25 protein-coding genes, 1 rRNA gene and 1 riboswitch are annotated in these 26,608 nt (G+C 70.1%); of the genes, 19 read left to right on the top strand and 7 right to left on the bottom strand.

Annotation, left to right across the window (positions count from 1 at the left end; translation table 11 throughout):
- The 11 genes from rrf to ACZ7J0_RS08315 form a co-directional block, all read left to right on the top strand.
- Positions 1-91 (top strand): 5S ribosomal RNA (gene rrf, locus ACZ7J0_RS08265); the annotation flags it as partial.
- Positions 92-238: 147 nt separating this feature from the next.
- Complete coding sequence (locus ACZ7J0_RS08270) at positions 239-847, top strand: CDP-alcohol phosphatidyltransferase family protein (RefSeq protein ID WP_470885186.1); 609 nt, start codon at positions 239-241, stop codon at positions 845-847.
- A gap of 113 nt (positions 848-960) precedes the next feature.
- Entirely contained in the window at positions 961-3,456 is a 2,496-nt protein-coding gene (locus tag ACZ7J0_RS08275; RefSeq protein ID WP_470885187.1) for a sugar phosphate nucleotidyltransferase, read from the top strand.
- 97 nt (positions 3,457-3,553) lie between these two features.
- Positions 3,554-4,483 (top strand): DUF881 domain-containing protein, encoded by a 930-nt coding sequence (locus ACZ7J0_RS08280; RefSeq protein WP_470885188.1) that lies wholly within the window; start codon positions 3,554-3,556, stop codon positions 4,481-4,483.
- Positions 4,480-4,812 carry a small basic family protein gene (locus tag ACZ7J0_RS08285; protein WP_003970459.1) on the top strand — a complete coding sequence of 111 codons (333 nt, stop codon included), beginning with the start codon at positions 4,480-4,482 and terminating at the stop codon, positions 4,810-4,812. The genes ACZ7J0_RS08280 and ACZ7J0_RS08285 overlap by 4 nt, the downstream gene beginning before the upstream one ends.
- A gap of 5 nt (positions 4,813-4,817) precedes the next feature.
- On the top strand, positions 4,818-5,603 hold the full coding sequence (locus ACZ7J0_RS08290) for a DUF881 domain-containing protein (RefSeq protein ID WP_470885189.1): 786 nt from the start codon (positions 4,818-4,820) through the stop codon (positions 5,601-5,603).
- A gap of 82 nt (positions 5,604-5,685) precedes the next feature.
- Positions 5,686-6,627 carry an FHA domain-containing protein gene (locus ACZ7J0_RS08295; protein WP_470886018.1) on the top strand — a complete coding sequence of 314 codons (942 nt, stop codon included), beginning with the start codon at positions 5,686-5,688 and terminating at the stop codon, positions 6,625-6,627.
- A 17-nt stretch (positions 6,628-6,644) separates the two neighbouring features.
- Positions 6,645-7,391 carry a transcriptional regulator FtsR gene (ftsR, locus tag ACZ7J0_RS08300; protein WP_470885190.1) on the top strand — a complete coding sequence of 249 codons (747 nt, stop codon included), beginning with the start codon at positions 6,645-6,647 and terminating at the stop codon, positions 7,389-7,391.
- A gap of 53 nt (positions 7,392-7,444) precedes the next feature.
- The gene (locus ACZ7J0_RS08305) at positions 7,445-7,918 is read left to right on the top strand and encodes a bifunctional nuclease family protein (RefSeq protein ID WP_468707455.1); all 474 of its coding nucleotides are present in this window, start codon (positions 7,445-7,447) and stop codon (positions 7,916-7,918) included.
- Positions 7,919-8,107: 189 nt separating this feature from the next.
- Positions 8,108-8,707: a MerR family transcriptional regulator gene (locus ACZ7J0_RS08310; protein WP_469119608.1), complete on the top strand. Its 600-nt coding sequence runs from the start codon at positions 8,108-8,110 to the stop codon at positions 8,705-8,707.
- 144 nt (positions 8,708-8,851) lie between these two features.
- Positions 8,852-10,396 carry a DNA polymerase IV gene (locus ACZ7J0_RS08315; RefSeq protein WP_470885192.1) on the top strand — a complete coding sequence of 515 codons (1,545 nt, stop codon included), beginning with the start codon at positions 8,852-8,854 and terminating at the stop codon, positions 10,394-10,396.
- Here the strand turns inward: ACZ7J0_RS08315 and ACZ7J0_RS08320 are convergent.
- Entirely contained in the window at positions 10,288-10,689 is a 402-nt protein-coding gene (locus ACZ7J0_RS08320) for a PRC-barrel domain-containing protein (RefSeq protein WP_470885193.1), read from the bottom strand. The two genes, ACZ7J0_RS08315 and ACZ7J0_RS08320, sit on opposite strands and share 109 nt — an antisense overlap.
- A gap of 113 nt (positions 10,690-10,802) precedes the next feature.
- A riboswitch (glycine riboswitch) is annotated at positions 10,803-10,901 on the top strand.
- A 179-nt stretch (positions 10,902-11,080) separates the two neighbouring features.
- On the opposite strand from ACZ7J0_RS08320, the gene gcvP reads away from it, so the two are divergent.
- Positions 11,081-13,966: an aminomethyl-transferring glycine dehydrogenase gene (gene gcvP / locus ACZ7J0_RS08325; protein ID WP_470885194.1), complete on the top strand. Its 2,886-nt coding sequence runs from the start codon at positions 11,081-11,083 to the stop codon at positions 13,964-13,966.
- A gap of 84 nt (positions 13,967-14,050) precedes the next feature.
- On the opposite strand, the gene ACZ7J0_RS08330 is transcribed toward gcvP, so the two are convergent.
- Both ACZ7J0_RS08330 and ACZ7J0_RS08335 read right to left on the bottom strand, forming a co-directional pair.
- On the bottom strand, positions 14,051-14,257 hold the full coding sequence (locus ACZ7J0_RS08330; RefSeq protein WP_468707460.1) for a DUF5999 family protein: 207 nt from the start codon (positions 14,255-14,257) through the stop codon (positions 14,051-14,053).
- Between the two features lie 337 nt (positions 14,258-14,594).
- Positions 14,595-15,191 carry a hypothetical protein gene (locus ACZ7J0_RS08335; RefSeq protein WP_470885195.1) on the bottom strand — a complete coding sequence of 199 codons (597 nt, stop codon included), beginning with the start codon at positions 15,189-15,191 and terminating at the stop codon, positions 14,595-14,597.
- 481 nt (positions 15,192-15,672) lie between these two features.
- Here ACZ7J0_RS08335 and ACZ7J0_RS08340 point away from each other — a divergent pair, with 481 nt between their 5' ends.
- Both ACZ7J0_RS08340 and ACZ7J0_RS08345 read left to right on the top strand, forming a co-directional pair.
- The gene (locus ACZ7J0_RS08340) at positions 15,673-17,193 is read left to right on the top strand and encodes a glutamate-cysteine ligase family protein (RefSeq protein ID WP_470885196.1); all 1,521 of its coding nucleotides are present in this window, start codon (positions 15,673-15,675) and stop codon (positions 17,191-17,193) included.
- A gap of 210 nt (positions 17,194-17,403) precedes the next feature.
- Entirely contained in the window at positions 17,404-18,192 is a 789-nt protein-coding gene (locus ACZ7J0_RS08345; protein ID WP_470886020.1) for a CPBP family intramembrane glutamic endopeptidase, read from the top strand.
- A gap of 132 nt (positions 18,193-18,324) precedes the next feature.
- Here the strand turns inward: ACZ7J0_RS08345 and ACZ7J0_RS08350 are convergent, their stop codons facing one another.
- Entirely contained in the window at positions 18,325-19,134 is an 810-nt protein-coding gene (locus tag ACZ7J0_RS08350) for a PhzF family phenazine biosynthesis protein (RefSeq protein ID WP_470885197.1), read from the bottom strand.
- Positions 19,135-19,273: 139 nt separating this feature from the next.
- On the opposite strand from ACZ7J0_RS08350, the gene ACZ7J0_RS08355 reads away from it, so the two are divergent.
- Positions 19,274-19,897: a PadR family transcriptional regulator gene (locus ACZ7J0_RS08355; protein ID WP_470885198.1), complete on the top strand. Its 624-nt coding sequence runs from the start codon at positions 19,274-19,276 to the stop codon at positions 19,895-19,897.
- A 128-nt stretch (positions 19,898-20,025) separates the two neighbouring features.
- On the opposite strand, the gene ACZ7J0_RS08360 is transcribed toward ACZ7J0_RS08355, so the two are convergent.
- Complete coding sequence (locus ACZ7J0_RS08360) at positions 20,026-20,454, bottom strand: type II toxin-antitoxin system Rv0910 family toxin (RefSeq protein WP_470885200.1); 429 nt, start codon at positions 20,452-20,454, stop codon at positions 20,026-20,028.
- 282 nt (positions 20,455-20,736) lie between these two features.
- Between ACZ7J0_RS08360 and ACZ7J0_RS08365 the strand changes: the two genes are divergently transcribed.
- Positions 20,737-21,291: a Clp protease N-terminal domain-containing protein gene (locus tag ACZ7J0_RS08365; protein WP_470885202.1), complete on the top strand. Its 555-nt coding sequence runs from the start codon at positions 20,737-20,739 to the stop codon at positions 21,289-21,291.
- 41 nt (positions 21,292-21,332) lie between these two features.
- Entirely contained in the window at positions 21,333-22,325 is a 993-nt protein-coding gene (locus tag ACZ7J0_RS08370) for an EamA family transporter (protein ID WP_470885204.1), read from the top strand.
- 85 nt (positions 22,326-22,410) lie between these two features.
- On the opposite strand, the gene ACZ7J0_RS08375 is transcribed toward ACZ7J0_RS08370, so the two are convergent.
- Positions 22,411-23,133, bottom strand: coding sequence for a pyridoxamine 5'-phosphate oxidase family protein (locus tag ACZ7J0_RS08375; RefSeq protein WP_470886022.1), 723 nt, complete (start codon positions 23,131-23,133; stop codon positions 22,411-22,413).
- A 63-nt stretch (positions 23,134-23,196) separates the two neighbouring features.
- Here ACZ7J0_RS08375 and ACZ7J0_RS08380 point away from each other — a divergent pair, with 63 nt between their 5' ends.
- Complete coding sequence (locus ACZ7J0_RS08380) at positions 23,197-24,528, top strand: aminotransferase class I/II-fold pyridoxal phosphate-dependent enzyme (RefSeq protein WP_470885206.1); 1,332 nt, start codon at positions 23,197-23,199, stop codon at positions 24,526-24,528.
- Here ACZ7J0_RS08380 and ACZ7J0_RS08385 read toward each other — a convergent pair.
- A complete protein-coding gene (locus ACZ7J0_RS08385) occupies positions 24,519-25,487 on the bottom strand; it encodes a DMT family transporter (protein ID WP_470885207.1) in 969 nt (322 codons plus the stop codon). The genes ACZ7J0_RS08380 and ACZ7J0_RS08385 overlap by 10 nt on opposite strands.
- 74 nt (positions 25,488-25,561) lie before the next feature.
- Between ACZ7J0_RS08385 and ACZ7J0_RS08390 the strand changes: the two genes are divergently transcribed.
- Positions 25,562-26,506 carry a LysR family transcriptional regulator gene (locus ACZ7J0_RS08390; RefSeq protein WP_470885209.1) on the top strand — a complete coding sequence of 315 codons (945 nt, stop codon included), beginning with the start codon at positions 25,562-25,564 and terminating at the stop codon, positions 26,504-26,506.
- The last annotated feature ends 102 nt before the right edge of the window (positions 26,507-26,608 follow it).

Here is a 26,608-nt window from a genome sequence, read left to right on the forward strand (position 1 = left end):
GCCCGGTTACATTCCGAACCCGGAAGCTAAGCCTTTCAGCGCCGATGGTACTGCAGGGGGGACCCTGTGGGAGAGTAGGACGCCGCCGAACAATCATTGTGGGAAAGCCCCGCACCTTATGGTGCGGGGCTTTTCTGCGTTTACCGGTCGCTTCATCTCACCCCTGTGCATCCGCCGGCCAAGGCTGACGGTAAGGTCAGGGGGCATCATTGGCACGTTCCCCACAGGAGGCCCCCGGATGGAGGTCCAGGAGACTCGAGTTCAGACGGACCGGGTCCTCACCATCCCCAACATCCTCAGCATGGCCCGCCTGCTGGGTGTGCCGCTCTTCCTGTGGCTGATTCTTCGCCCCGAGTTCGGCGGTCCCAACAGTGATGGCTGGGCGCTGCTGGTGCTGATGCTCAGCGGTGTCAGTGACTATCTCGACGGGAAGCTCGCCCGCCGCTGGAACCAGATCAGCAGTCTGGGACGCCTCCTCGACCCGGCCGCCGACCGGCTCTACATCCTTTCCACCCTGGTCGGACTCACCTGGCGCGAGATCCTTCCGCTCTGGCTCACCGCTGCCCTATTGGCCCGTGAGCTCATGCTGCTGATCATGGTGGGAATCCTTCGCCGGCACGGCTATCCGCCGCCCCAGGTCAACTTCCTGGGCAAAGCTGCCACGTTCAACTTGATGTATGCCTTCCCGCTGCTGCTTCTCAGTGACGACACGGGATGGCTTTCGTCGCTTGCAAAAGTTTTCGGGTGGGCGTTCGCTGGATGGGGTACAAGTCTGTATTGGTGGGCAGGGATCCTCTACGTGGTCCAGGTCCGCCGACTCGTCAAGGCGGATACCGCGGCCGATTGAGCCCGTCTGCTCGTGCTGTGCAACGGGGCCAGCACGGGCAGGTTGTATGAGGGCCCACTGCGCAAGGGTGAAGTCGGCCGGACCGTCGTCTCTTCAAGGAGGACGCTTCCGACATGAAGGCCGTTGTAATGGCTGGCGGCGAAGGCACGCGGCTTCGCCCTATGACCTCAAGCATGCCCAAGCCACTTCTTCCGGTGGCGAATCGGCCGATCATGGAGCATGTGCTACGCCTGCTCAAGCGGCACGGTCTCAGCGAGACCGTGGTCACGGTGCAGTTTCTCGCCTCTCTCGTCAAGAACTACTTCGGTGACGGGGAAGAGCTCGGCATGCAGCTCACCTACGCCGACGAGGAGAAACCGCTCGGCACCGCTGGGAGCGTGAAGAACGCCGAGGATGCGCTGAAGGACGATGCGTTCCTCGTCATCTCCGGCGACGCCCTCACCGACTTCGACCTGACCGATCTGATCGCCTTCCACAAGGAAAAGGGTGCCCTCGTCACGGTGTGCTTGACGCGGGTGCCGAATCCCTTGGAATTCGGTATCACGATTGTGGACGAAGAGGGAAAGGTCGAGCGTTTCCTCGAGAAGCCCACTTGGGGCCAGGTGTTCTCGGACACCGTCAATACCGGTATTTACGTGATGGAGCCGGAGGTATTCCGGTACGTAGAAGCAGACGTTCCGGTCGACTGGTCCGGGGATGTCTTTCCGCAGCTCATGAAGGAAGGCAAGCCGATCTACGGCTATGTCGCCGAGGGCTACTGGGAGGACGTGGGCACGCACGAGAGCTATGTGAAGGCCCAGGCCGACGTGCTCGAAGGAAAGGTCGACGTCGATCTCGACGGCTTTGAGATCTCTCCTGGGGTCTGGGTGGCCGAAGGGGCCGAGGTGCACCCCGACGCGGTCCTGCGGGGACCGCTCTACATCGGTGATTACGCCAAGGTCGAGGCCGGCGCCGAGATCCGCGAGCACACCATCGTGGGATCGAACGTCGTCGTGAAGAGCGGGGCGTTTCTCCATCGGGCCGTCGTGCACGACAACGTGTACATCGGGGAGCACAGCAACCTTCGGGGCTGTGTCATCGGCAAGAACACGGACATCATGCGCGCGGCCCGCATCGAGGACGGCGCCGTCATCGGTGATGAGTGCCTGATCGGTGAAGAATCGATCGTTCAGGGCAATGTGCGGGTCTATCCGTTCAAGACGATCGAGGCCGGCGCTTTCGTCAACACCTCGGTGATCTGGGAGTCGCGCGGTCACGCGAATCTGTTCGGTGCCCGAGGTGTCTCCGGCATCCTGAACGTGGAGATCACGCCCGAGCTAGCCGTCCGGCTGGCGGGTGCCTACGCGACCACGCTCAAGAAGGGCGCCACGGTCACCACGGCCCGTGACCATTCCCGTGGCGCGCGTGCGCTGAAGCGCGCGGTGATCTCGGCTCTGCAGGCCAGCGCCATCGACGTACGGGACCTCGAGAACGTGCCGCTGCCTGTCGCACGGCAGCAGACGGCCCGTGGCAGCGCCGGCGGAATCATGGTCAGAACCTCGCCCGGTGTGCCCGACTCGGTGGACATCATGTTCTTCGACGAGCGGGGCGCGGACCTCTCGCAGGCGGGGCAGCGGAAGCTGGACCGCGTCTATGCGCGTCAGGAGTACCGGCGCGCCTTCCCCGGCGAGATCGGCGACCTGCACTTCCCGTCGAGCGTCTTCGACTCGTACACCGGGTCGTTGCTGCGGAACGTGGACACCTCGGGCATCGCGGATGCCGGGCTGAAGGTCGTCGTGGACGCGTCCAACGGCAGCGCCGGGCTCGTTCTGCCCAGCCTCCTCGGACGGCTTCAGGTCGACTCGCTGACGATCAATCCGGGTCTCGACGAGTCCCGGCCGACGGAGACCCCCGAGACCCGGCGCGCGGGCCTGGTGCGGCTCGGTGAGATCGTCGCGTCGGCGCGGGCGGCCTTCGGGGTGCGGTTCGACCCGGTCGGCGAGCGGATCTCGCTGGTCGACGAGCGCGGCAAGATCATCGAGGATGACCGTTCGCTGCTGGTCCTGCTGGATCTGGTGGCCGCGGAGCGGCGCAGCGGGCGGGTGGCTCTGCCGGTGACGACCACCAGGATCGCCGAGCAGGTGGCGGCCTATCACGGCACGCAGGTGGAATGGACGACCACGTCGCCGGACGATCTGACCCGGGTCGGCCGTGAGGAGACGACGATCTTCGGCGGCGACGGCCGCGGAGGGTTCATCGTCCCGGAGTTCAGCAGTGTCTTCGACGGGGCCGCCGCGTTCGTGCGGCTCATCGGTCTGGTGGCGCGGACCCAGCTCACCCTCAGCCAGATCGACGCGCGGATCCCGCGTGCCCATGTGCTGCGCCGGGATCTGGCCACGCCGTGGGCCGTCAAGGGCCTGGTGATGCGCCGCGTGGTGGAGGCCGCGGGGGAGCGCCATGTGGACACGACGGACGGTGTCCGGGTGGTGGAGGCCGACGGGCGTTGGGTGATGGTGCTGCCCGACCCGTCGGAGGCCGTCACCCATCTGTGGGCGGAAGGGCCCGACGACGCCTCGGCGCAGGCCCTGCTCGACGAATGGTCGGCCGTGGTCGACAGCGCAGGTCACTGACATGTGACCGAGGGCCCGGGAGGCGTCCGCGGACGCCTCCCGGCGCACCGGTGGGGCCATTCGGCGGCAGCCCTCGCGACGTGCGACGATGTGCGGCATGTCGCAGCAGCCCCCCGTTCGGAGCACCGGCTCCCCGCCCCCGCGTCCCGATGCGTCCATGTCGCTGCTGACCAATGTGATGGACCACGCCCTGGACGACGGCTACGCGGAGGCCACGGCGCGCCGTGAGGCGGAGGGCGGCGGGCTGCCCCGTACGCTGCGCGCCAAGCTCGGCCTCGCGGCGGGTCTGCTCCTGGCGGCCGTGGTGGTCACTGTCGGCGCCGCGCAGGCGCGGATCTCCGCTCCGGTGGTCGCCAAGGAGCGCCAGGAGCTCATCGGCCGTATCGACGCCGAGACCTCGACGGCCGACAAGCTGGAGAAGGATGTCGACGAGCTCCGCGGTGAGGTGGGGGAGCGCCAGCGCAAGGCGCTCCAGCAGCATGGCGGGGACCAGGCCGAGCTGGTCGCGTTGCTCTCCGGCGCCACGGAGGTGCGGGGGCCGGGCGTCAAGCTCGTCGTCGACGACGCCAAGGACACCGATCAGGGTGGCGGCGGGCCGCGGGAGAGCAGTGGCTTCTCGGACACGGGCCGGGTGCGCGACCGTGACATGCAGCGGGTCGTCAACGGACTGTGGCAGTCGGGCGCCGAGGCGGTCGCCATCAACGGGCAGCGGCTGACGTCGCTGTCCGCGATCCGTGCGGCGGGCGACGCCATACTTGTCGACAACAAGCCGCTGGTGCCGCCGTACACCGTGCTCGCGGTGGGGAACGGCCAGAAGCTGAGCACGGCGTTCCAGGACAGTGCCGATGGCCAGTATCTGCACGCGCTGCAGGAGAACTTCGGCATCCGTACCAGCATTTCCGCTCAGGACGAGGTGCGTCTGCCGGCGGCTCCGAGCTTGATCGTACGAATCGCAGAGCCGAGGAAGACCGGGGCCGCGACGGCCACCGGGCGGCCCACGGCCGACACAGGGAAGGGCACATCTTGATCGCCGTACTGGGCCTCGTCGTGGGAGTCGTGGTCGGACTGTTGGTCCGACCCGAGGTGCCGGCGGTGGTCGAGCCCTATCTGCCGATCGCCGTCGTCGCCGCTCTCGACGCGGTCTTCGGAGGTCTGCGCGCCATGCTGGACGGGATCTTCGTCGACAAGGTCTTCGTGGTCTCCTTCCTGTCGAATGTGGTCGTGGCCGCGCTGATCGTGTTCCTCGGCGACAAGCTGGGTGTGGGGGCGCAGTTGTCCACCGGTGTCGTGGTCGTCCTCGGCATCCGGATCTTCTCCAACGCCGCCGCGATCCGGCGGCATGTGTTCCGGGCGTGAGGCCGATGAGCAACGACGAGACACCGCAGAACGAAGACCGGCCCGAGCCGGAGACCGTACCGGAGAGGGCGTTGACCGGGCGTCAGCGCCTGGCCGCCGGGCTGTGGCCGCCACGGGTCTCCCGTGCCCAACTGATCGTGGCCGTGCTGCTGTTCGTCCTCGGCCTGGGTCTTGCCATCCAGGTCCGCTCGACCAGCGACAACAGCGCGCTGCGGGGCGCCCGCCAGGAGGACCTGGTGCGGATCCTGGACGAGCTGGACGACCGTACGCAGCGGCTGGAGGACGAGAAGGCGCGCCTGGAGGACCAGCGCGCGGAGCTCGACAGCAGCTCCAACCAAGCGGAGGAGGCCCGCAAGCAGACGCGGGAGAAGGAGCGGCAGCTCGGGATCCTGGCCGGCACGGTGGCCGCCGAGGGGCCCGGTATCACCCTCACCATCACGGACGGTTCGGGCGCGGTCGAGTCGGACATGCTCCTCGACGCGATCCAGGAGCTGCGTGCCGCCGGCGCGGAGGCGATCCAGATCAATGACGTCAGGGTCGTGGCGGACACGTACTTCTCCGGTGGTGACGGTGCCATAGAGGTGGACGGCAACCAGGTGAAGGCTCCGTACGTCTTCAAGGTCATCGGCAAGCCGGAGGACTTGGAGCCCGCGCTCAACATCCCCGGTGGTGTGGTCCAGACGCTGGAGAAGGAGCAGGCCACCGCCACCGTCGCCCGTTCGCAGAAGATCGTTGTGGACGCCTTGCGACCGGCGGAGCGGCCTGACTACGCTCGGTCGTCATCGCAGTGAGGCTGGGGTGCATGGGGGTCGTGCGACAAGGGCATGACGTTGCGGGGGGTCGCCGCATCACAAGCGTGCCGCGTGGTGGAAACTGTCCGGAGGATACGGACGTTGTGAAGGTGTCCGGGTCGGCAGGTGTGTTCATTCAGGGTTCGTCCTGCCCCACGGGCGGGTCTGTTTCGGTCAAGGGGAATCGCCCGTGAAGTTGTTTGCGAAGTTGTTCGGCAAGAGCGCACGCGAGGACGGCGGCAACAGCACCGCCAGGCACCGCGCGCCGCGCCATGCCCAGAGCGAGGAGCAGGGCGGCGAACGCCCGCTGTTCCGTGATGAGGTCGCCCCGGGCGGTGACATTCCCGGCGGCCAGGGCGCGTCGTCTGTTGACCCTGCCGGTCCCGGACGCATAGGTTTCGATGAGCCAACCTCAAGCTCGGGTGGAGGGTTTGCGCCCGATCCGTACGCATCCCAGGCAGCCGCGGGGCAGCCGCGGCAGGAGGATTCGTCCATGCCGGTATGTACGAGGTGCGGGCACCGCAACGCCGAGGCGAGTCGGTTCTGCTCCAACTGCGGCGCTCCGCTGCGGGGTGGAGCGCCCGCCGAGCGCCCGTCCGAGACTACGTCGACCATCTCGATCTCCGGACTCGAGGCGTACGACGCGGAGGTCACCGGTCAGACCGCGGTGCCGTCGCTCTCGCCCGAGGCCCAGGCCGCGGTCGACGCTCTGCCGCTGGGTTCGGCGCTCCTGGTGGTGCGCCGCGGACCGAACTCGGGCAGCCGCTTCCTGCTGGACAGCGAGCTGACCACGGCCGGCCGTCACCCGCAGAGCGACATCTTCCTCGACGACGTGACTGTCTCGCGGCGGCACGTGGAATTCCGCAGGGCGCAGGACGGCAGTTTCACCGTGTCCGATGTCGGCAGCCTCAACGGCACGTACGTCAACCGTGAGCGGATCGACTCGGTCGCTCTGTCGAACGGTGACGAGGTCCAGATCGGCAAGTACCGGCTGGTCTTCTACGCGAGCCAGCGGGGCGTGTGACCCCTCAGGGAAGGTCCATGCTGCGAACACCGTCGGGCGGTGCCGGCCGTGGCACCGCCTCCGGGGGCGACCGGCTGGTCAGCATCGGTTCGGTGCTGAACCAGCTGCGCGACGAGTTTCCCGAGGTCACGATCTCCAAGATCCGGTTCCTGGAGGCCGAGGGGCTCGTGGAGCCGCGGCGGACGCCGTCCGGGTACCGCAAGTTCAGCCCCGAGGACGTGGAGCGGCTGGCCCAGATCCTGCGCATGCAGCGGGATCACTATTTGCCGCTCAAGGTCATCAGGGAGCACCTCGACGCGCTCGCGCGGGGCGAGCAGGTCCAGCTGCCCGCTCAGGGGACGCAGCGTGACCTCCCGGACGGGCCCTGGGACCTGGAGGCGGACCGGCCGACCGCCGCGCGGGTGGGCCGGGGCGAGCTGCTCGCGGCCGCCGAGGTCAGTGAGGCGGAGCTGGCCGACTGGGAGTCCTACGGCCTGATCGGTCCCGTGTCGGACGACGGGGGCTACGACGCCGAGGCCGTGACGGTCGCCAGACTTGTCGCGGAACTGGGGAGATTCGGTCTCGAACCTCGTCATCTTCGCGCCGTGAAGGCGGCCGCCGATCGCGAGGCCGGTCTGGTCGAGCAGGTCGTCGCGCCGCTGCGCCGGCACCGTAATCCGCAGACCAGGGCCCATGCGGAGGCCACGGCGAAGGAGCTCGCGGGGCTCTCGGTACGCCTCCACGCCGCATTGGTACAGACCGCGCTCGGGGTCCGCTTTCAGTGATCTTGCGGATGCCCGACTACCCAAACCGGTCGGGCACGTCCTAGGGTTGCTGTGTGAACGAGCTCGACGTTGTGGGTGTCCGGGTGGAAATGCCCTCCAACCAACCGATCGTGCTCCTGCGTGAAGTGGGAGGCGATCGGTACCTCCCCATCTGGATCGGACCGGGTGAGGCGACGGCCATTGCCTTCGCCCAACAGGGCATGGCTCCGGCCAGGCCCCTGACTCATGACCTCTTCAAGGACGTGCTCGAAGCCGTCGGGCAGGAGCTCACCCAGGTCCGGATCACGGACCTGCGGGAAGGGGTCTTCTACGCGGAGCTGGTCTTCGCCAGTGGCGTTGAGGTGAGCGCTCGGCCCTCCGACGCCATAGCGCTCGCCCTGCGGACCGGGACGCCGATCTTCGGCAGTGACGGTGTGCTGGACGATGCCGGCATCGCGATTCCGGATGAGCAGGAGGACGAAGTGGAGAAATTCCGCGAGTTCCTCGACCAGATCTCGCCGGAGGACTTCGGATCCAGTAGCCAGTGACCGGCCTTTCGACCTGTCTCGCTGCTCCGGGTGCCGTCCGGGCATTCGAGTAGCCGTTCCCGGAAGAGAGTCACGGGAAACCACTCTCAGGGTGATTATCACTCGGCGTGCCGAGTGTGGCGATCGTTGACGCACCCCGAGTGACTGCCTACCGTCGTGTGGGCAGGTCAAGGACGGAGGGTCGGCGTCATGAGCAGCGGCGACGGTACGGCAGGGGGTTCCCTCGGACGGAGTCCGGGGGAGAGCGGGCCGTATCCGCTCCACGGCAGTGCGGCGGCGGCCGAGCCGACGACCGACACCATCGGGTATCGAGGGCCGACCGCGTGCGCGGCGGCGGGCATCACGTACCGCCAGTTGGACTACTGGGCGCGCACCGGGCTGGTCGAGCCCAGCGTGCGGCCCGCGTACGGCTCCGGCACCCAGCGGCTCTACAGCTTTCGTGACGTCGTCGTACTCAAGATCGTCAAGCGCTTCCTGGACACCGGGGTGGCGCTGCAGAACATCCGGGCGGCCGTACAGCATCTGCGGGCGCGGGGCTTCCGGGACCTCGAGCGCATGACCCTGATGAGCGACGGCGCGACGGTGTACGAGTGCTCGTCGCCGGACGAGGTCGTCGATCTGTTGCAGGGCGGCCAGGGGGTCTTCGGGATCGCCGTGGGTGTGGTGTGGCGGGACGTCGAGGCCGCGCTGTCGCAACTTCACGGGGAGCGGGTCGACACCGGCGAGACGCTGGTCGGGCACAACCCGGCGGACGAGCTGGCGCGGCGCCGCCGCGACAAGGCCGTCTGAGGCTCGCTGGTGCCTTCCGGCGCCTCTGACCCGGCGGTCTCGGTCGCTGTCTCGTCCTTGCGGCCGGATGTCCGCGGCGACGCGGCCGGACCGTCGTACAGAAGTGCGGGTCGATTGTCAGTGCCGTAGGGCAGCATCGGTGGTGTGAGAGCCGCGCCGACGATCCTGCATCTCGACATGGACGCCTTCTTCGCCGCCGCGGAGCAGGCGGCGAAGCCGAGCCTGCGCGGAAAGCCGGTGGTGGTCGGAGGTCTCGGCCCGCGCGGAGTCGTCGCCACCGCCTCGTACGAGGCCAGGCGCTTCGGGGTGCATTCGGCGATGCCCATGTCCCAGGCCAGACGGCTCGCGCCGAACGCCGCCTATCTGGTGCCCCGCTTCTCGCTCTACCGCTCGGTCAGCGACCAGGTGATGGAGCTGCTCGGACGGCTCTCGCCGCTGGTCGAGCCGCTGAGCCTGGACGAGGCCTTCGTGGACCTCGAAGCCGGGGGTGCGGCATATGACTCGGCCACGGCGCGGGAGGCCGGTGAGCGGCTGCGCAGGGACATTCTCGGCACCACCGGGTTGACCGGGTCGGTGGGACTCGCCGGATCGAAGATGCTCGCCAAGATCGCCTCCGAGGAGGCCAAGCCCAACGGGCTGGTCCTGATAGAGCCGGGGACCGAGCGCGAGCTGCTCGGCCCGAAGTCCGTACGGATCCTGCCCGGCGTCGGGCCGGCGACCGGCGAGCATCTGCGCCGGGCCGGCATGACGACGGTGGCGGACCTCGCCGAGGCGGGGGAGGACGAGCTCGTACGCCTCCTGGGCCGGGCGCACGGTGCCTCGCTGGCCCGGATGGCCCTGGGGCACGACGACAGACCCGTGGTGGCCGAGCGCGACACCAAGTCCGTCTCGGTGGAGGACACCTTCGATGTCGATCTGCACGACCGGGTTCGCATCCGGGTTGAGGTGGAGCGCCTCGCCGACCGGTGTGTGCAGCGGTTGCGGGCGTCGGGGCACTCGGGGCGGACCATCGTGCTCAAGGTGCGGCGGTTCGACTTCTCGACGCTGACCAGGTCGGAGACGCTGCGCGGGCCGACGGACGCGGCGGCGGTCGTGAGGGAGGCGGCCGCACGGCTCCTCGAGGCGGTGGACACGACCGGCGGCGTCAGGCTGCTGGGCGTGGGTGTGACCGGCCTCGCCGACTACACCCAGGAGGACCTCTTCGCACAGGCCGCCGACGACGAGCCGACGGCGGTCGAGGACGACGGGAAGGGCGAACAGGACCCCGGGGCGACGGCGGAGCGGACGGAGATCGCCGCCGAGCCGCCGGAGCGGCGCTGGCCGGCCGGGCGGGACGTGCGCCACGCCCGGTACGGGCCGGGGTGGGTGCAGGGCAGCGGGGTCGGACGGGTCACCGTGCGGTTCGAAGAGCCCTGGTCGAAGCCCGGGAGGGTACGGACGTTCCTCGTCGACGACCCCGAACTGGAGCTGTCGGATCCGCTGCCGCTCGTGTGGAGGGAGCCGGAGACCCCGGCGGAGGAGAGCGCGGCGGAGCCCTCACCGGGACCTGTGGACAGGTCCGGTGAGGGTGCGGCGGACGGTCAGGTCTCCGAGGGCTTGTCGCGGCCTGCCAGCCGGCCGAAGTCACGGCCCGGCGGTGGCGGGGACGGAGTCGCGTCGTCGGGTGCGGCGGGGAGGTCCATGCCGTAGTGCCGGTAGAGCTGGAGCTCCTGCTCCGGGGAGAGATGGCGGCCGACGCCGAAGTCCGGCGCGTCCTTGATCAGGGAGCGTTCGTAAGGGATGTGAAGCGCGCCGCCGACCAGTTCGCTGGGCTCCAGGGGGACGAAGGCGTCTCTGCTGAACAGGCCCGTGCGCACGGCCGCCCACTCGGGAACACCCGTGGCATCGTCCAGGTACACCTCGTCGATGGTTCCGATCTTGGTCCCGTCACGGTCGAACGCTTTGCGGCCGATCAGGCTGCGCGGATCGATGTCGGTCTGCACGGTCCCTCCAACGGTTCGCAACTGCTCTTCAAACACTACGAAAGTGCACAACGGGGATGTCGGCCACTCGAGGGATGTCCGGGGAACCTCGCTGGTAGGCTGGCTGTGGCTGCTGACCCTGTGCGGGAGAGTCCACCGAAGAAACCTTTCGGGGGCGCCGAAGGAGCAAATCCTCCCCGGAATCTCTCAGGCCCCTGTACCGCACGGACGAGGTCACTCTGGAAAGCAGGGCGGACGTCCGACGGCATCCGCTCTCACCGACGGTGAAAGCCGGCGTGCCGTTTCGGCGTGCCGGTGAAACTCTCAGGTTGAGATGACAGAGGGGGAGGCCGTCCGGGCATCCGCGCCGTGGTGCCCCTCGCAGGTCGTGACGACCAGGAGGCCTCCGTACATGACCGCCAACCGCATTCCGCTCTCCGTACTCGAACAGGGCATTCCCTTCGAGCAGCGGCACATCGGACCCGACGCCGAGGCGCGCGCGAAGATGCTCGCGCAGGTCGGCTACGGCTCGCTCGACGAACTCACCGACGCCGCGGTACCGGACGTGATCAAGAGCGCCGAGGCGCTCGGACTCCCCTCCGCCCGCACCGAGGCCGAGGTGCTCGCCGAACTGCGCTCGCTCGCCGACCGCAACCAGGTACTCGCGCCGATGATCGGCCTCGGCTACTACGGCACGTTCACGCCGCCGGTCATCCTGCGCAACGTCATGGAGAACCCGGCCTGGTACACGGCGTACACGCCCTACCAGCCGGAGATCTCGCAGGGCCGCCTCGAGGCGCTGCTGAACTTCCAGACCATGGTCGCCGACCTCACCGGTCTGCCCACCTCCGGCGCGTCCCTGCTCGACGAGGGCACCGCCGCCGCCGAGGCCATGTCGCTGGCCCGCCGGGTCGGCAAGGTCAAGGACGGCGTCTTCCTGGTCGACGCCGACGCGCTGCCGCAGACCATCGCCGTGATCGAGACCCGCGCCGAGCCGACCGGCGTCGAGGTCGTCGTCGCCGACCTGTCCGACGGCATTCCGGAGGAGATCGCCGAGCGCGGTGTCTTCGGCGTGCTGCTCCAGTACCCGGGCGCCTCCGGCGCGGTCCGGGACCTCAAGCCGGTCATCGAGCGGGCGCACGAGCTCGGCGCGATCGTCACCGTCTCCGCCGATCTGCTGGCGCTCACCCTGCTCACCTCGCCCGGTGAGCTCGGCGCGGACATCGCCGTCGGCACGACCCAGCGATTCGGTGTCCCGATGGGCTTCGGCGGCCCGCACGCCGGTTACATGGCCGTCCGCGAGAAGTTCGCCCGCAGCCTGCCCGGCCGCCTCGTCGGTGTCTCCGTCGACGCGGACGGCAACAGGGCCTACCGCCTGGCGCTGCAGACCCGCGAGCAGCACATCCGCCGGGAGAAGGCGACCAGCAACATCTGCACCGCGCAGGTGCTGCTCGCCGTCATGGCCGGGATGTACGCCGTCTACCACGGCCCCGACGGCCTCAAGGGCATCGCCCGGCGCACCCACCGCTACGCCGCGATCCTCGCCGAGGGGCTGCGCGCCGGTGGTGTCGAGGTCGTGCACGGCTCGTACTTCGACACCCTGACGGTCCGCGTGCCCGGCACCGCCGCGCAGGCCGTGGCCGCCGCCCGCGAGGGCGGGGTCAACGTGCACCTCGTCGACGCCGACCACGTGTCCATCTCGTGCGACGAGACCACGGGCCGCGCCCAGCTCACCGCCGTGTGGGCCGCCTTCGGTGTCGACGCCGACATCGAGGTGCTCGACGCCACCGCCGCCGACGCGCTTCCCGAGGGCCTGCTGCGCTCGGACGTGTACCTCACGCACCCGGTGTTCCACGCGCACCGCTCCGAGACGGCGATGCTGCGCTACCTGCGTAAGCTCGCCGACCGCGACTACGCGCTGGACCGCGGCATGATCCCGCTCGGCTCCTGCACGATGAAGCTCAACGCCACCACCGAGATGGAGCCGGTCACCTGGCCGGAGTTCGGGGCGATGCACCCGTTCGCGCCGGCCGACCAGGCCGCGGGCTACCTCACCCTCATCACCGAGCTCGAGGAGCGCCTCGCCGAGGTCACCGGCTACGACAAGGTCTCCATCCAGCCCAACGCCGGTTCGCAGGGCGAGCTGGCCGGTCTGCTGGCCGTCCGCGCCTACCACCGCGCCAACGGCGACACCCAGCGCACCGTCTGCCTCATCCCGTCCTCGGCGCACGGCACCAACGCCGCCTCCGCCGTGATGGCCGGGATGAAGGTCGTCGTCGTCAAGACCGCCGACGACGGCGAGATCGACATCGACGACCTGCGCGCCAAGATCGAGCAGTACCGCGACGAGTTGTCCGTGCTGATGATCACCTACCCGTCGACGCACGGTGTGTTCGAGGAGCACGTCGCCGACATCTGCGCCCAGGTGCACGACGCCGGCGGCCAGGTGTACGTCGACGGAGCCAACCTCAACGCCCTGGTCGGGCTCGCCAAGCCGGGCCGGTTCGGTGGCGACGTCTCGCACCTGAACCTGCACAAGACGTTCTGCATCCCGCACGGCGGCGGTGGCCCCGGCGTCGGTCCGGTCGGCGTCCGTTCGCACCTCGCCCCGTACCTGCCCAACCACCCGCTCCAGCCGGCCGCCGGCCCGGCGACGGGCGTCGGCCCGATCTCGGCCGCGCCGTGGGGCTCCGCGGGCATCCTGCCGATCTCCTGGGCGTACGTACGGCTCATGGGCGGCGAGGGTCTCAAGCGCGCCACCCAGGTGGCGGTGCTGGCGGCCAACTACATCGCCAAGCGCCTGGAGCCGCACTTCCCGGTGCTCTACACCGGTCCCGCCGGGCTGGTCGCGCACGAGTGCATCGTCGACATCCGGCCGCTGGCGAAGGCGTCCGGCGTCAGCGTCGACGACATCGCCAAGCGCCTGATCGACTACGGCTTCCACGCGCCCACGATGTCGTTCCCGGTCGCCGGCACGCTGATGATCGAGCCGACCGAGAGCGAGGACCTCACCGAGATCGACCGGTTCTGCGACACGATGATCGCGATCCGCGCCGAGATCGAGAAGGTCGCGTCGGGCGAGTGGCCCGCCGAGGACAACCCGCTGCGCAACGCCCCGCACACCGCGGCCGCGTTGGGCGGTGAGTGGGAGCACCCGTACAGCCGTGAGGACGCGGTCTTCCCGGCCGGTGTCTCGGCCGCCGACAAGTACTGGCCGCCGGTGCGCCGTATCGACGGCGCGTTCGGCGACCGCAACCTCGTCTGCTCGTGCCCGCCCCTGGACGAGTACGACAACTGACGGTCGGACCACGGCTGACATGAGTCAGGGCCGGTTCGGAGCGCGCTCCGGGCCGGCCCTTTGTCGTACGTCGTGCCCGCCGCCTCAGGCGGCCGTCACCACCTGCTCGGTGTCCAGCGGCCGGTGCGGCGCGATGATCTGGCCGTCCGGCAGCAGCTCACCGGTGTCCTCGAAGAGCAGGACACCATTGCACAGCAGGCTCCAGCCCTGCTCCGGGTGGTGCGCCGTCAGACGGGCGGCCTCCCGGTCGGCGGAGTCGGCTGTCGGGCAGGATGGCTTGTGCTGGCACATGGGTGGGTTCTTTCGCTGCGGTGTGGTGAGTGTCCTGCGGCTCGATGCGGTGTTCATGGCCGCCCCCCGTTGGTCGGTTCGGTCCGGTCCCAGTGTTGTCCTGCGGGCGTCGATCCGCAGGGATTTCGCGGCAGCTCTTCCTACTGGTTAGGGACGTATCACCCGCCCGGACGGTTCAGCTCAACTACACGGTCTCTTCGGATGGTTCGGGGTGGTCATTGTGGGCTAGTCCGTATGGGGCAGGACGGTGGTGTCCGTACGAACGCCGTACGTGGACAGAGCGATGCCCCGCGGCGGTGACGGCCGCGGGGCATCGCTCCGTGCTCTTCGGAAGAGGTCAGGCCGGTGAGCCCAGGAGTGGGACCGGCGGAGCGAGGCGCAGGGTGAGGACGGGCAGCAGATCGGCGACCCGGTGGGGTCTGTGGGCGGCGATGCCGGGGGGCGCGGGCGCCAGCGGAATCAGGAGGTCCGACGGCGCGGGGGACCCCTTTGACCCGTCGGCTTCCGTGTCCCCGTGCAGCCACAGGGTCAGCATGTACAGCTCGGGCACGGACAGCAGGCGTGGTTGATAGGGAGTGCTTATGGACTCGGCCTGGCGCAGTGCGCGTTCGGTGGCGGTGATGTAGGGCCCTTCGAAGAAGTGCGAGAAGGACCAGCCGTCCGGAGTGAGCATCGTGTCCGCGGCGGCGACGGCACGGTCGCCGCCACGGATCAGAAACCGCCAGCCGGCGAGCCGGGTACGCGGTGTCGGGGTGGGCGGGACGACCTGATCCAGTACATCCAGCACATGGACGGGCAGGGGCAGTTCGGCAGTGAGCTGTCCCTGGACGGAACGGAGAGCTGGTGTACGGGCCTCGCGGACGGCGGCGGGGGAACCGAGGGCCACGAGGACACTGCGCAGGGCCGGCGCGGGGGCCGGAGGGATGTGGAGCATGGTGGGTCGCCTCTCACTCAGGAGACACGGTGAAGCGGGGGGCAGTGCGGACGACGCTGTCAGCTGCGGGGCCAGAGGGGGCCATAAGGCCGTGGCCGGGCGCCGGCTCTCTGCCTCGTCCGCGGAGTTTATACCGCGCGTGTTCACCCGGTGTTTCTGCTAGACGGCTGAGCTATTGCGGCCAAGGCGGAATTCGGTCTTTATTATGCGGCATTTCGACGGATTTAACGTCAAGGCAAGCCTCTGGCCTGCGGCGTGAGCGCCGCTACGACGGCCGAATCTCGTCGGCGTTTCGGTCGTGCTGTCGGCAGTGGTAACTGCACAGTGCTCCATGCCTGCGGAATGTGCCGCACGGACTTCCTTCTCAGCCTACCGTTCAGCCTGTGCGCGTGGGGGCGTTATGGATCAGCCGGGCTGGGCATTATCGTCCGTGACACGAGCGGCCGAGCCGCGGGCTGCCCACTCGAGGAGGGACCCTTCGATGGGGGAGAAGGTCGTGGCAGGCGGGTTCGACCTGTCCGATCGACAGAGGTACCGGCGCAAGCTCCAGCAGTGTCTGGCGGGACTGGGGAGGCTCCTGGCGGAGAAGAGGTTCGACCGGCCCAGAAACATGATGGGCCTGGAGATCGAGTTGAATCTGGCGGGCGCCGACGGGATGCCCCGGATGATGAATGCCGAGGTTCTGGAGCGGATTGCGAGCAGGGATTTCCAGACGGAACTCGGAATGTTCAACCTGGAAGTGAACATCGCGCCGCACCGGCTCGGCGGGCGGGTTTTCGATCAGCTCGCCGAGGAGCTGCGCACCGGTCTGGGATATGCCCACCGCAAGGCCCAGGAGGTGGATGCCGGCATCGTCATGATCGGAATTCTGCCCACGCTCGCGCAGCACGATCTGGTGACCGCGAACCTCTCGGACGTCGACCGCTACATGCTCCTCAACGACCAGATCGTGGCCGCTCGGGGCGAGGACTTCGCGCTCGACATCCAGGGCGTCGAGCGGCTGACCTGCACCGCGGCGTCGATCGCGCCCGAATCGGCGTGCACGTCCGTGCAGTTGCACCTCCAGGTCACTCCCGCCCGGTTCGCCGCGGTGTGGAACGCGGCGCAGGCCGTCGCGGCCGTCCAGGTGGCCGTCGGCGCCAACTCGCCCTTCCTGTTCGGCCGGGAGCTGTGGCGCGAGTCGAGACCGCCGCTGTTCCAGCAGGCCACGGACACCCGGCCGCCCGAGCTCCAGGCCCAGGGCGTCCGGCCGCGCACCTGGTTCGGGGAACGCTGGGTGGACTCGGCGTACGACTTGTTCGAGGAGAACCTGCGCTTCTTTCCTCCGCTGCTGCCCATCTGCGACGAGGAGGACCCGCTGCGGGTCCTCGACGACGGGGGCGTCCCGCGTCTCCAGGAACTCGTCCTGCACAACGGCACGGTGTACCGCTGGAACCGGCCGGTGTACGACCTCACCGACGGCGTCCCGCATCTGCGGGTCGAGAACCGGGTGCTGCCCGCAGGACCCACCGTCACCGATGTCATCGCCAACGCGGCCTTCTACTACGGGCTGGTCCGCGCCCTGGCCGAGGAACCCCGACCCGTGTGGAAGCGGCTGCCGTTCGAGGAGGCGGAGGCCAACTTCGACACCGCCTGCCGGTACGGCATCGACGCCGAACTGCGCTGGCCGCGCCCCGGCCGCGCCGGCGGGGTCGCCACCGTCCCCGCCGTGCAGCTCGTACAGGACGAATTGCTGCCGCTCGCGGCGGCCGGGCTCGACGCCTGGGGCATCGAACCGGCCGACCGGGACCTCTATCTCGGAATCATCGAGGAGCGGTGCCGCCGACGGGTGAACGGCGCCTCGTGGCAGGTGGACGCCTATCACCGCGCCCTGGAGGCCGGGCTCACGCGCGAGGAGGCGCTGGCGGCGACCACCCGGCGCTACGGGGAGCTGATGCGACGGGGCGATCCGGTGCACACCTGGCCGGCGGGGTCAGCCGAACCCGGCGAAGCGGCCGCCTGAGGAGGTCCGGCGATCAGCTCCGGCGGCAGCCCCTCCTTCAGCCACGCCGCGACTCCCGCGCCCCCGCCGCCCCCCACCCGGCCGCCGTCGGGCAAGCTGTGACGTCCCAGCACGGTGGTAGGACGGTCGTGCACGGTGGTGGCAGGGAACGTGGAGGCAGGTGTGCAGGCGGAGGCGGGACGCGTGGCTGAATCTCTTCCCCAGGACGGCATGTCCCGGAGGATCCTTCGCTCCGAGACGGTGCTCGTACTGGCGCTGTCGCTCGGCGCGAGTGGTGTGTCGTCACTCATCAGCTTTGTCGGATCACTGACCAAGCCGGGCGGTCTCAAGGATCAGGCGGCGAACCTCAACACCTCGTACGCCCCGGGACGGCCGTGGCTCGACCTCGCCTGGCAGCTCTTCTCCGTCGCGACGGCCCTGGTGCCGGTCCTGCTCGTGGCGCATCTGCTGATGAGGGAACGCTGGGACAGGGGCCTGGCAGCGGGCCCCGAAGAAGGCCGGGGGCTGCGGCTGATCGGTTTCGACCTCATCCGGCCGTGGTCGGACCTCGGGCGCGGGGCGCTGGTGGCCGCCGGTATCGGCAGCGCCGGCCTCGCCTTCTATCTCGTCGCGCGGACAGCCGGGTTCAACCTGACCGTGGTGCCCGAATCGCTGCCCGACGTGTGGTGGAAGTACCCCGTGCTCCTGGCCTCGGCGGTGCAGAACTCCGTACTGGAGGAGGTCATCGTCGTCGGCTATCTGCTGCGCCGGCTCGGGCAGTTGGGATGGACGCCGATGGCCGCCCTGGTGGCGAGTTCGGTCCTGCGCGGCTCGTACCACCTCTACCAGGGCATCGGCGGCTTCCTCGGCAACATGGTCATGGGTGTGGTCTTCGTGTGGCTCTACCGGCGCTGGGGCCGGGTCGGGCCGCTCGTGGCGGCGCACGCGCTGCTCGACATCGTGGCGTTCGTCGGATACGGGCTGCTGGCCGGAAGGGTCGGCTGGCTGCCCGCGATGTGAGAGACGTGGACGCACGGCGAGGGGCGTACGGCAGGTGCCGTACGCCCCTTTCTCATCGGCCGGTTCCGAGACGTCAGCCGGTTCCGCGGGGTCGTCCGGCCTGAGAGGTCGACCGGCCCGGGGCGACGGCCGTCAGACGAGCAGGTCGCCCTCGATCACCGTCACCGCGTTGCCGGTCAGCAGGGTGCGCTCACCGCGCAGGGAGGTGCGTACGAGACCGGTGCGGGCGCCGCCCTGAAACCCCGTGAGGTCGTCGCGCCCGAGGCGCCGCGACCAGAACGGCGCCAGCGCGGTGTGCGCGCTGCCCGTCACCGGGTCCTCGTCGACGCCGACGCCGGGGAAGAAGCCGCGTGAGACGAAGTCGTAGCCCCGGGAGGGGTCCTCGGCGGCGGCCGTGACGATGATGCCCCGCTCCGACAGCTCCACGAGCGCCCGGTGGTTCGGGGCCAGGCTGCGCACGGCCTCCTCGTCGGTGAGCTCGACCACCAGGTCGCCGATGTGCGGCGAGGTGTCGTGCACCGAGACGACTTCCGCTCCCAGCGCCTTCGCGAGCCCCTCGGGGGCCGGTACGGGGGTGAGCGACGACGTCGGGAAGTCCAGGGTGATCGTGCCGTCCGCCGCGGCGCTCGCGCGCAGGACCCCGCAGCGCGCGGCGAACCGGATCGTCCCGCTCGCCCGACCGGTCGTGTGCAGGACATGGGCGGTGGCGAGGGTGGCGTGACCGCACATGTCGACCTCGGTCGCCGGGGTGAACCAGCGCAGCGCCCAGTCGGCGTCGCCGCCGGCGGGGAGCGGGTGGGCGAAGGCGGTCTCGGAAAGGTTCACCTCCGCCGCGACGTTCCGCAGCCAGTCGTCGTCGGGGAAGGCGTCCAGGAGCAGCACGCCCGCTGGGTTTCCGGAGAAGGGGTGGTCGGTGAAGGCGTCGACGATTCGAATCCGCATGAACGTGAACGTAGGGCCCCGGCAGAGCCGCGGGCCAAGGCCAATCGCACATCGCTGGACCGATAAGGCGTTGCCAACCGAACAGTTCCGATATATCGTTGACGCATCGCGACAGATCAACGATGGAAGGAGCGTAGCGATGCGTTCACATGGACACGAGCATGAGCACGGACCTGGGCACTGCGGGCCGGGCCATCACGGTCGGGGCGACTTCGAGGGGCGGCGTGCTGCCTTCGGGCCGTTCGGGCCGGGCTTCGGTGGCGGCGGTCCCTGGCGCGGGGGCCCCTTCGGCGACGGGCGCGGCCGCGGAGGCGGCCGGGGGAGGGCGCGGCGCGGTGATGTGCGCGCCTCGATCCTGGCGCTGCTGAAGGACCGCCCGATGCACGGGTACGAGATGATCCGGGAGATCGGGGAGCGTAGCGGTGGGGCGTGGAAGCCCAGCCCGGGCTCGGTCTACCCGACGCTCCAGCTGCTGGAGGACGAGGGGCTGATCATCAGCGAGAGCGAGGGCGGCAAGAAGCTGTTCACGCTCACCGAGACCGGCAGCGCGGAGGCCGAGGCGGGGCCCGACGCCCCGTGGGAAGAGGCCGGGCGTGGGGTCGACTGGGAGGCCCTGAACGAGATCCGCCAGGCCGGCTTCGGTCTGACGGAGGCGTTCGGGCAGGTCTGGAAGACCGGCAGTGCCGAGCAGCGGCGGAAGGCCGTCGATGTCATCAACGAAGCCCGTAAGAAGCTGTACCTGATCCTGGCCGACCAGCACTGATGCCCGTACCGGCCGGCGTACCGAGGAAGGGCCCCGCGGTCATCGCCGCGGGGCCCTTCCGCGTGCCGTCACGGCCCGCCGCGTCCGGCGGAGGGCCTGCCCCCTGCCCGCGCCCGGGAGTCCGCGCGTCAGGTCACCAGCCCGTCGAGCTTCCGCAGTGACTCGTTCAGCGCGGCGGTCGCCGAGTCCTTGAGCTTCCCCGCCATCAGGGACACCGCCGCGCCCGTGAACTCCCCGTCGATCCGGACCACGGTGGCGCCGCCGTCGGGTGTGAGCGAGTAACGGGTGCCGACGTTGACGCCCATGGGTCCCTTGCCCCGGATGGCGAGGACGCGCTCGGCCTCCAGCTCTTCCACCGTCCAGGTCACTTCGGCCGGGAAGCCCATCAGCTTCATGTTCTCGTCGAAGGTGGCACCCGCTTCGAGCGTGGCCGGGCCCCCTTTGGGGAAGCTCGTGTGGGTGGCGTTCCACTGGCCGTACGAAGCGAAGTCCGTGAGCTGCGCCCAGACCTTCTCGGCCGGTGCCTCGATCCGTGCCTCCGCGGTGACTTCGGCCATGCGACCACCCCTTCACGCGTCCCGTTGGGCTCTCGTGTCGACGGAACGTAGCCGTGCGGCCTCCAACATTCAATACTGATGAACCGTCAGATCTGCTCGGCCTTCGTGGAGTTCCATCGGCCGCGAGCATGCGGGCGTGGCGGCGCGCACCCTGACGGGGATATTGGCCGTGATCTCATCCGTAAGGAGGAGGAACCGCTCGCCCGCGCCCAACCGTCGTGGGATGCGCACATGGTTCCCCATGGGGATGTCATGGCCGCCGGGGGCTGATGGGATGGGACGGTGCACACTCCTGTCCCACGGGTTCCCGAGCAGCCCGAAACGAACCGCGCGGAGAACGAGGCGAGGCTCACCGTCGAGCTGAGCAGGCTCACCGTCGAGCTGACCTCGGTCGTCGCGGGGGCCCGCAGGAGGGCGCTGCGGGACGGGGACCGCCAGATCGACACCGCCCATCTGCTGCACTCGCTGATCGAGACCGACCCGATGGTCGCCGCCGCGTTCGAGGGGCCCGGCCGGCTCGCGCGCGTCCTTGGCTATCTCGTCCAGCGCAGCATCGGATACGGCCTGCGCTGGCGCGGGTCCGTCGAGGACTCGGGTGGCGTCCCCGTGCACGTACGGGAGCGCGATGTCGCAGGCTGGTCGCCCGCGGCCGTCGCCGCGATGGCGGGAGCACTGCGGAGCTCCGCACTGCGCGGCGAGCCCCGTGCGACCGGACTCGATCTGCTGGCCGCCCTGGCCGGCGATCCGGACTGCCGCGCCGTCGAGGTGCTCCGGCGCGCGGGCATCGATCCGGGCAGCCTCAGCGGCCGGATCGGGGACCTGTCTCAACAGGTGTAACGGGTCTTACACACCTGACGCGGTGCTGTCATGATGGCCCGATGCACGCGTCTCAGGGGAGAAGCGCCGGCCTGGGACTCGCCCTGGCGTCGGCCTTCGCATTCGGTGGATCAGGTGTGGCGGCCAAGCCACTGATCGAAGCGGGGCTCGACCCGCTGCATGTGGTGTGGCTCAGGGTGGCCGGCGCCGCGCTCGTCATGCTGCCCGTCGCCTGGCGACACCGCGATCTGCTGCTCCGCAAGCCCGCCCTGCTCGCCGGCTTCGGGCTCCTCGCCGTCGCCGGCGTCCAGGCCTGCTACTTCGCCGCGATATCCCGCATTCCCGTCGGGGTCGCCCTGCTCATCGAGTACCTCGCCCCCGCCCTGGTCCTCGGCTGGGTCCGCTTCGTGCAGCGCAGGCCGGTGACCCGCGCGGCGGCGCTCGGTGTCGTCCTGGCCGTCGGCGGCCTGGCCTGTGTGGTGCAGGTGTGGTCGGGACTGAGCTTCGACGCCCTCGGACTGCTGCTCGCGCTCGCCGCCGCCTGTTGCCAGGTCGGCTACTTCGTCCTCTCCGACCAGGGCAGTGACGAGGCCGAACCCGCCGATCCGCTGGGTGTCATCGCGTACGGACTGCTCATCGGCGCCCTCGTCCTGACCGCCGTCGCACGGCCCTGGGGCATGAACTGGTCGATCCTCGCGGGCAGCGCCGATCTCGGCGGGACACGGGCCCCGGCCTGGCTGCTCCTCGGCTGGATCGTGCTCATCGCGACCGTCGTCGCCTATGTCACCGGGGTCGTCTCGGTCCGCAGGCTCTCCCCGCAGGTGGCCGGCGTGGTCGCGTGTCTGGAAGCCGTGATCGCGACCGTACTGGCCTGGGTGCTGCTCGAGGAACACCTGGCGGCGCCGCAGATCATCGGCGGCGTGGTCGTGCTCGTCGGCGCCTTCATCGCACAGTCGTCGACGCCCCGGTCGCCATCCGGGCCGGTCGCGGGCTCGGAGCCCGTCGACGGTGACGGCGCCGGGCTGGTGACCGACCGCGCGGGCCGCGTGGGATGACGATCAGGCATTCGACCGTTCTCCCGCCTCCCGCCGCGTCGGAGAGCGGGCGGCCTCCGAGCACGGGCGGACGGCACGGGCAGGCTCAGAGCACGGACAGATAGTCGGGCAGCGCTATGCCCCGGTCCAGGTCGTCGGCCGGGATCGGCGTGCCGTGCCGGGGTGCGACCGGGATCACGCCCGCCCAGTGGGGCAGGGAGAGGTCCTCGGGGTCGTCGTTGGGGCCGCCCGTGCGGACCTTGGCGGACACCTCGTCGAGGTCCAGACGCAGCACCGCGGTGGCGGCCAGCTCCTTGGCGTCGGCCGGGCGGGAGTCGAAGGAGCGGCCGGGCACGACATGGTCCACGAGGGCGTCGAGCGCGCTGCGGCGTTCGTCGGGATCGGTGACCTGATACGCCGTGCCGTGGACCACGACCGACCGGTAGTTGATCGAGTGGTGGAACGCGGACCGGGCCAGGACCAGGCCGTCGACATGGGTGACGGTCAGACAGACCGCGAGCCCGGGGTCGGCGTCCCCATGACCGGCGCCCGCCATGCGCAGCGGGCGCGAGCCGGTCGAACCGTGCACGTAGAGCCGCTCACCCACCCGTCCGTAGAGCGTCGGCAGGACGACCGGAGCGCCGTGGCGGACGAACCCGAGGTGGCAGACGTACGACTCGTCGAGGATCGAGTGGACCAGCTCGCGGTCGTACGAGGCACGGTCGCGGCCCCGGGTGGGGAAGGTGCGCTCGGTCTTGGCGTAGGCGCCCCCATCGGCGTGCTGCTGGGGGACCGCGGAATCGACGGCGCTGGACTCGGCGCCCTCCATGGTGCTGTGCTGTGAGGTCTCCGGCATTGACGTTCTCCATTGCACTAGTGCATAGTGTTCTTTGTGCTAGGAGAGTATCGGATTGTCGGGTGCCGCGCATCGGAGATCGCCGCGAGCGTCGAGCAAGGGGTGGGGGCCGGCCTGCTCGCTCCCGGCCAACACCTGCCGCCTATGCGGGAGTTGGCCGCTGAGCTGGGGGTGAATCCCAATACGGTGGCCGCGGCCTACCGCACGCTGCGCGAGCGAGGAGTCATCGAGACGGCGGGCAGGCGGGGAAGCCGCGTGCGGTCGCTGCCCGCCACGACCTCGCGCTCGTCCCTCCAGATCGACGCCCCGGCGGGCGTGCGCGACCTGGCCAACGGCAGTCCCGATCCCGAGCTGCTTCCCCCGCTCGCCGAGGCGCTCGCCGCGGCGATCCGCCCCGACGACGGGCGCTCCGGGCTCTACGGCCAGGAGCCGGTGGACGCCGGCTTCGCGCGGCTCGCGCGCGCCGCGTTCGACGCGGACGGGGTGCCGGACGGGCCCGTCGCCGTCGCTTCCGGGTCGCTGGACGCGATCGAGCGCGTGCTCGTCGCGCATCTGCGGCCGGGCGACGCCGTGGCCATCGAGGATCCCGGGTGGGGGAGTCTCCTCGATCTCGTCCCGGCGCTGGGCCTCAAGCCGGTGCCCGTCACGGTCGACGACGACGGGCCGCTGGCGGACGACGCGGAACGGGCGCTGCGGGCCGGTGCCCGCGCGCTCGTCGTCACCGACCGCGCGCAGAACCCCACCGGGGCCGCCGTGTCCGCGGCGCGCGCCGCCGAGCTGCGCGCGGTGCTCGGACGCCACCCCCGCACCCTGCTGATCGAAGACGATCACGGGCACGGCATCGTCGACCTGCCGCTGCACCCGCTGGCGGGGGTGACCGACCACTGGGCCTTCGTGCGCTCGGCCGCGAAGGCGTACGGGCCGGATCTGCGGGTCGCCGCGCTGACCGGGGACGCCGTCACCGTGGATCGGGTGCTCGGCCGTCAGCGGCTCGGACCGGGTTGGGTCAGCCGGGTCCTGCAGCGGACCGTGGCCCATCTCTGGGAAACCGGAGCGGTCGATGCGCGGGCGGTGGCCCGGTCGTACGCGGAGCGGCGGGACGCGCTCGTACGGGCGCTGGCGCACCGGGGTGTCGAGGCGCACGGGCGAAGTGGGATGAACGTCTGGGTACCCGTCGCCGACGAGACCGGCGCCGTGGCCCGGCTGCTGCACGCGGGGTGGGCGGTCGCGCCGGGGGCCAGGTTCCGGATGGCCGCCGGGCCCGGCATCCGGCTGACCGTCTCCGCCATGACTCCGGACGAGATCGCTCCTGCCGCCGACGCGGTGGCGGCGGCGGTCGGACCGGCCCCCGCCCGCAGTTACGGCTGAGACGCGGCACGCCGGCGCGCGGAGGGCCGGCCCTGCGTCAGGGCCGCGCCGACGAGCACGATCAGCGCGCCCAGCGGGGTGTTCCAGGCGAGGTGTTCGTCGAGGAGCGCGACACCGGCGGCGGTCGCGATGACCGGGATGAAATAGGTGACCATCGACCCGGTCGTGGGGCCGACCTCGGCGACCAGGCCGTACTGGAGCAGGACCGCGTAGCCGGTGCCGAGGGCGCCGAGGGCCAGCACCGCGAGCAGGGGCACCGCCGGGAAGGAGGTCGGCAGATCGGTGAACAGCGGGGTGACGGCGGCCAGTTGCAGGGTCGCCAGGCCCAGTTGCGCACCGGTCAGGGACAGATGGGAGGTGCTGTTGCCGCCCAGGGTCCGGCGCACGTAGATCCAGCCGACGGCGTAGCTGAGCGACGCGAGCAACGCCATCGCGGTGCCGGTGACGTCGAGCCCGGAGAAGCCCTGCCAGGCGCCGAGCACCGTGAGCACCCCGGCGAATCCGATGCCCAGACCGGCCGCGCGGCGGCGGGTGGGGCGGTCCTCGGAGAGCGCGACCATCGACAGGACCATGCCCCACAGGGGAGTCGTGGCGTTGCAGATGCCGGCGAGGGTCGAGGGGATCGTCAGCTCGGAGTAGGCGAACAGCGAGAACGGCAAGGCGTTGAGGAAGAACGCGGCGACGGTGAGGTGGCCCCAGGTGCGGGCCCCGCGCGGCAGCCGCTCCCGCTTCAGGGCCATGGCGACGGCGAGCACAGCCGTACCGAACAGGAGGCGGCCGAAGGTGACCTGGAAAGGTGCGTACGCCTCCGTTCCCACCTTGATGAGCAGGAAGCTGAATCCCCAGATCAGGGAGAGCACGGCGAAGCGGACGCGCCAGTCGAGCGCGCGGCGGCGAGGTGGCTGCGGGGCGGCGGACGCCGTGGTCGGGAGGTCCCTTGCGGGGACGGCGGTGCTCATGGTTGCCACCTTGACGGAGCCAACCTCGTAGAACAAGCGACTTTTACTCGACGTATTGAATTAGTATTGCTTACATGTTGAACCTGGAGCGCCTGCGCACCCTGGACGCCCTCGCCCGGCACGGCTCGGTGAGTGGCGCGGCCGACGGGCTGCACGTGACCACCTCGGCCGTCTCCCAGCAGCTGTCCAAGCTGGAGCGCGAGGTCGGCCAGCAGCTGCTGGCCAAGAACGGTCGGGGAGTCCGGCTCACCGACGCCGGACAGCTGCTCGCCGACCATGCCGCGCGGATCCTGTCCCAGGTCGAGCTGGCACAGGCGGACATCGAGGCGCAGCGCGGACAGGTCGTGGGAGAAGTGCGACTGTCGGCCTTCCCGACGGCGATGCGCGGTCTGTTCCCCCGGGCGGTGCCGGCGCTGCGACAGAGCCATCCCGAACTGCGCGTGCGTACCCTGGAGTTGGAGCCCGAACAGGGTATCCAGCGGGTCATCCGGGGCGATGTCGACCTCGCGGTCGTCCTGGACTGGAGCAACAAGCGGCTGCCGGTGCCCGGCGGGCTGGCGATGGCGCAGCTCCTCGACGACGAGGCCGACGTCGCGATGCCGGCCGACCACCCGCTCGCGGGGCGTGACGAGGTCGACCTGGAGGACTTCGCCGAGGACGACTGGGTGTCCTGGCCCGAAGGCGAGTTCTGTCACGACTGGCTGGTGTTCACCCTGCGGTCCCAGGGCATCGAGCCGCGCATCGCCCACCTCGCCGGAGAGCACCACACGCAGCTCGCCCTCATCGAGGCCGGGCTCGGGGTCTGCGTCACTCCACGGCTGGGGCGGGGGTCGGCGCCGGAGGGCGTCGCGTTCGTGCCCGTACGGCACAAGATGCGGAGGCACATCTACGCGGTGTGGCGGGCGGACGCCGACCGGCGGCCGTCCATCCGTGCGGCCGTGGAAGCGCTGCGGGAGGCGGGGCGCGCGCAGGCCACGCCCCGGGCGGCCGGGAGTGCGGACCGCGAAGACGGGGCCTAGGGGCCTCGCCCTCGGATCGTGCCGGGCCGATCCGAACGACAAGGTCCCGGGAACCGTACGGCGAGGACGACGGAGGGGCCTCGGTCTCGCCCCGGCGGCTCT

This window comes from Streptomyces sp. NPDC038280 (assembly GCF_055600045.1).

Coding starts and splice junctions, on each gene's coding strand:
- ACZ7J0_RS08270 (WP_470885186.1), top strand. CDS start 239: ATGGAGGTCCAGGAGACTCGAGTTCAGACGGACCGGGTCCTCACCATC.
- ACZ7J0_RS08275 (WP_470885187.1), top strand. CDS start 961: ATGAAGGCCGTTGTAATGGCTGGCGGCGAAGGCACGCGGCTTCGCCCT.
- ACZ7J0_RS08280 (WP_470885188.1), top strand. CDS start 3,554: ATGTCGCAGCAGCCCCCCGTTCGGAGCACCGGCTCCCCGCCCCCGCGT.
- ACZ7J0_RS08290 (WP_470885189.1), top strand. CDS start 4,818: ATGAGCAACGACGAGACACCGCAGAACGAAGACCGGCCCGAGCCGGAG.
- ftsR (WP_470885190.1), top strand. CDS start 6,645: ATGCTGCGAACACCGTCGGGCGGTGCCGGCCGTGGCACCGCCTCCGGG.
- ACZ7J0_RS08310 (WP_469119608.1), top strand. CDS start 8,108: ATGAGCAGCGGCGACGGTACGGCAGGGGGTTCCCTCGGACGGAGTCCG.
- gcvP (WP_470885194.1), top strand. CDS start 11,081: ATGACCGCCAACCGCATTCCGCTCTCCGTACTCGAACAGGGCATTCCC.
- ACZ7J0_RS08330 (WP_468707460.1), bottom strand. CDS start 14,257: ATGTGCCAGCACAAGCCATCCTGCCCGACAGCCGACTCCGCCGACCGG.
- ACZ7J0_RS08335 (WP_470885195.1), bottom strand. CDS start 15,191: ATGCTCCACATCCCTCCGGCCCCCGCGCCGGCCCTGCGCAGTGTCCTC.
- ACZ7J0_RS08340 (WP_470885196.1), top strand. CDS start 15,673: ATGGGGGAGAAGGTCGTGGCAGGCGGGTTCGACCTGTCCGATCGACAG.
- ACZ7J0_RS08345 (WP_470886020.1), top strand. CDS start 17,404: ATGTCCCGGAGGATCCTTCGCTCCGAGACGGTGCTCGTACTGGCGCTG.
- ACZ7J0_RS08350 (WP_470885197.1), bottom strand. CDS start 19,134: ATGCGGATTCGAATCGTCGACGCCTTCACCGACCACCCCTTCTCCGGA.
- ACZ7J0_RS08355 (WP_470885198.1), top strand. CDS start 19,274: ATGCGTTCACATGGACACGAGCATGAGCACGGACCTGGGCACTGCGGG.
- ACZ7J0_RS08360 (WP_470885200.1), bottom strand. CDS start 20,454: ATGGCCGAAGTCACCGCGGAGGCACGGATCGAGGCACCGGCCGAGAAG.
- ACZ7J0_RS08370 (WP_470885204.1), top strand. CDS start 21,333: ATGCACGCGTCTCAGGGGAGAAGCGCCGGCCTGGGACTCGCCCTGGCG.
- ACZ7J0_RS08375 (WP_470886022.1), bottom strand. CDS start 23,133: ATGGAGGGCGCCGAGTCCAGCGCCGTCGATTCCGCGGTCCCCCAGCAG.
- ACZ7J0_RS08385 (WP_470885207.1), bottom strand. CDS start 25,487: ATGAGCACCGCCGTCCCCGCAAGGGACCTCCCGACCACGGCGTCCGCC.
- ACZ7J0_RS08390 (WP_470885209.1), top strand. CDS start 25,562: ATGTTGAACCTGGAGCGCCTGCGCACCCTGGACGCCCTCGCCCGGCAC.